We start from the raw sequence: 2524 nt of genomic DNA, 5'->3' as shown, positions 1-2524 counted from the left end.
CACGCCGTTCTTCAACAACTACCGTCCGCAGTTCTACTTCCGCACGACGGACGTGACCGGCGCGGTGGAGCTGCCCAAGGACAAGGAGATGGTCATGCCTGGCGACAACGTCAGCATCACCGTCAAGTTGATCGCCCCGATCGCGATGGAAGAGGGCCTGCGCTTCGCCATCCGCGAAGGCGGCCGCACCGTCGGCGCCGGCGTCGTCGCCAAGATCATGGAATAAGGAGCGGGCCATGCAGAAGCAGAAGATCCGCATCCGCCTGAAAGCCTTCGACTACAAGCTGATCGACCAGTCGGCTCTGGAGATCGTCGACACCGCCAAGCGCACCGGCGCGATCGTCAAGGGCCCGGTGCCCCTGCCGACCCGCATGCAGCGTTTCGACATCCTGCGCTCGCCGCACGTCAACAAGACGAGCCGTGACCAGTTCGAGATCCGCACGCACCAGCGCCTGATGGACATCGTCGACCCGACGGACAAGACCGTGGACGCGCTGATGAAGCTCGACCTCCCGGCCGGCGTGGACGTGGAAATCAAACTGCAGTAAACTCTGCGGTTTTCCGGCCCGGCAGCTCCCCTGCCGGGCCAAACTCATCAGCCCTGCCAATCGATGCAGGGCATTGGAGAAAACACATGAGTCTGAGCAACCGTCTCGGTTTGCTGGGGCGCAAGGTGGGCATGATGCGCATCTTCACGGACGATGGCGACGCCATTCCCGTGACGGTGCTCGACGTGTCGAATAACCGCGTCACCCAGGTCAAGACCGACGAAACCGACGGCTACACGGCGATCCAGGTCGCCTACGGCACGCGCAAGGCGAGCCGCGTCACCAAGCCGGAAGCCGGTCACCTCGCGAAGGCGGGCGTTGAAGCCGGCGAGGTCCTCAAGGAATTCCGCGTCGCCGCCGATGTCGCCGCCGGCCTGAAGCCGGGCGCCACCATCCCGGTGACCACCTTTGCCGTGGGCCAGCTCGTCGACGTGCAGGGCACCTCGATCGGCAAGGGCTTCACCGGCACCATCAAGCGCCACAACTTCGGCTCGCAGCGCGCGTCGCACGGCAACAGCCGTTCGCACAACGTGCCGGGCTCGATCTCCATGGCGCAGGATCCGGGCCGCGTGTTCCCGGGCAAGAAGATGTCCGGGCACCTCGGCGACGTCACCAAGACCGTGCAGAACCTCGACATCGTCCGCGTGGACGAGGCGCGCTCGCTGCTGCTGGTGCGCGGCGCCGTCCCGGGTGCGAAGAACGGCCACGTGGTCGTGCGCCCGGCCGTCAAGGTCAAGGCCAAGAAGGGAGCCCAGTGATGCAACTCGAGCTCCTGAACGAACAGGGCCAGGCCACCGCCAAGGTCGACGCGCCGGACACCGTGTTCGCGCGTGACTACAACGAGGCGCTGGTTCACCAGATCGTCGTCGCGTTCCAGGCCAATGCGCGCCAGGGCACCCGTGCCCAGCTCGACCGCGCGATGGTCAAGCACTCGACCAAGAAGCCGTTCCGCCAGAAGGGCACCGGCCGCGCCCGCGCGGGCATGACGTCCTCGCCGCTGTGGCGCGGGGGCGGTCGCATCTTCCCGAACAGCCCGGACGAGAACTTCACCCAGAAGGTCAACAAGAAGATGTACCGCGCCGGCATGGCCGCCATCTTCTCGCAGCTGGCCCGCGAAGGCCGCGTTGCCGTGGTCGACTCGATCAAGGTGGAGGCGCCCAAGACCAAGCTGCTGGCGCAGAAGTTCAAGGCCATGGGCCTGGATTCCGTGCTGGTGATCGCCGACCAGGTCGACGACAACCTGCTGCTGGCCTCGCGCAACCTGGCCAACGTGCTGGTGGTCGAGCCGCGCTACGCCGATCCGCTGTCGCTCGTCTTCTACAAGAAGGTGCTGGTGACCAAGGCCGCGATGGAGCAGCTCAAGGAGATGTTCGCATGAGCGCCGTGAAATTCGACGAGGGCCGCCTGGCCCAGGTGCTGGTGGCGCCGATCGTGTCCGAGAAGGCCACGTCCGCCGCCGAGAAGAACAACCAGGTGCTGTTCAAGGTCCTGCGCGACGCGACCAAGCCCGAGATCAAGGCGGCCGTCGAGCTGATGTTCAAGGTCGAGGTGAAGTCGGTCTCGACCGTGACGCAAAAGGGCAAGGTCAAGCGCTTCGGCCGTTCCATCGGCCGCCGCGACCACGTCAAGAAGGCGTACGTGTCGCTGAAGCCGGGCCAGGAGCTCAACTTCTCCGGGGAGGCCGCGTAATGGCCATCGTCAAAGTCAAGCCGACTTCGCCGGGCCGCCGTGCCGTGGTGAAGGTGGTGCACAAGCACCTGCACAAGGGCGCGCCCGAAGCCTCGCTGCTCGAGCCGCAGAAGCAGAACGCCGGCCGCAACAACAACGGCCACATCACGATGCGCCACAAGGGCGGTGGTCACAAGCACCACTACCGCGTGGTCGACTTCGTGCGCAACAAGGACGGCATCCCGGCGAAGGTCGAGCGCAACGAGTACGACCCGAACCGCACTGCCCACAACGCGCGGGTTTGCTAC

General features: G+C 65.6%; 4 protein-coding genes and 2 pseudogenes. All 6 read left to right on the top strand.

What is annotated here, in order from left to right:
* Nucleotides 1-226: pseudogene (gene tuf, locus AB7U92_RS25845) on the top strand (elongation factor Tu); the annotation flags it as partial.
* 10 nt (nt 227-236) lie between these two features.
* Nucleotides 237-548, top strand: a complete 312-nt coding sequence (rpsJ, locus tag AB7U92_RS25840) for a 30S ribosomal protein S10 (protein WP_019561663.1) — start codon at nt 237-239, stop codon at nt 546-548.
* 86 nt (nt 549-634) lie between these two features.
* Nucleotides 635-1306 (top strand): 50S ribosomal protein L3, encoded by a 672-nt coding sequence (gene rplC, locus AB7U92_RS25835; RefSeq protein ID WP_428583518.1) that lies wholly within the window; start codon nt 635-637, stop codon nt 1304-1306.
* Nucleotides 1306-1926 carry a 50S ribosomal protein L4 gene (gene rplD, locus AB7U92_RS25830; RefSeq protein ID WP_428583516.1) on the top strand — a complete coding sequence of 207 codons (621 nt, stop codon included), beginning with the start codon at nt 1306-1308 and terminating at the stop codon, nt 1924-1926. Before rplC ends, rplD begins: the two co-directional genes overlap by 1 nt.
* The gene (rplW, locus tag AB7U92_RS25825; RefSeq protein ID WP_428583514.1) at nt 1923-2237 is read left to right on the top strand and encodes a 50S ribosomal protein L23; all 315 of its coding nucleotides are present in this window, start codon (nt 1923-1925) and stop codon (nt 2235-2237) included. Before rplD ends, rplW begins: the two co-directional genes overlap by 4 nt.
* Nucleotides 2237-2524 (top strand): annotated as a pseudogene (locus AB7U92_RS25820) (50S ribosomal protein L2); the annotation flags it as partial. The gene rplW and the pseudogene AB7U92_RS25820, both read left to right, overlap by 1 nt.

This window comes from Piscinibacter sp. (assembly GCF_050175855.1).
Taxonomy (GTDB): Bacteria; Pseudomonadota; Gammaproteobacteria; order Burkholderiales; family Burkholderiaceae_C; genus Piscinibacter.
Note: the sequence above shows the minus strand (reverse complement) of the source record. Positions and strands in the feature narration are given on the sequence as shown.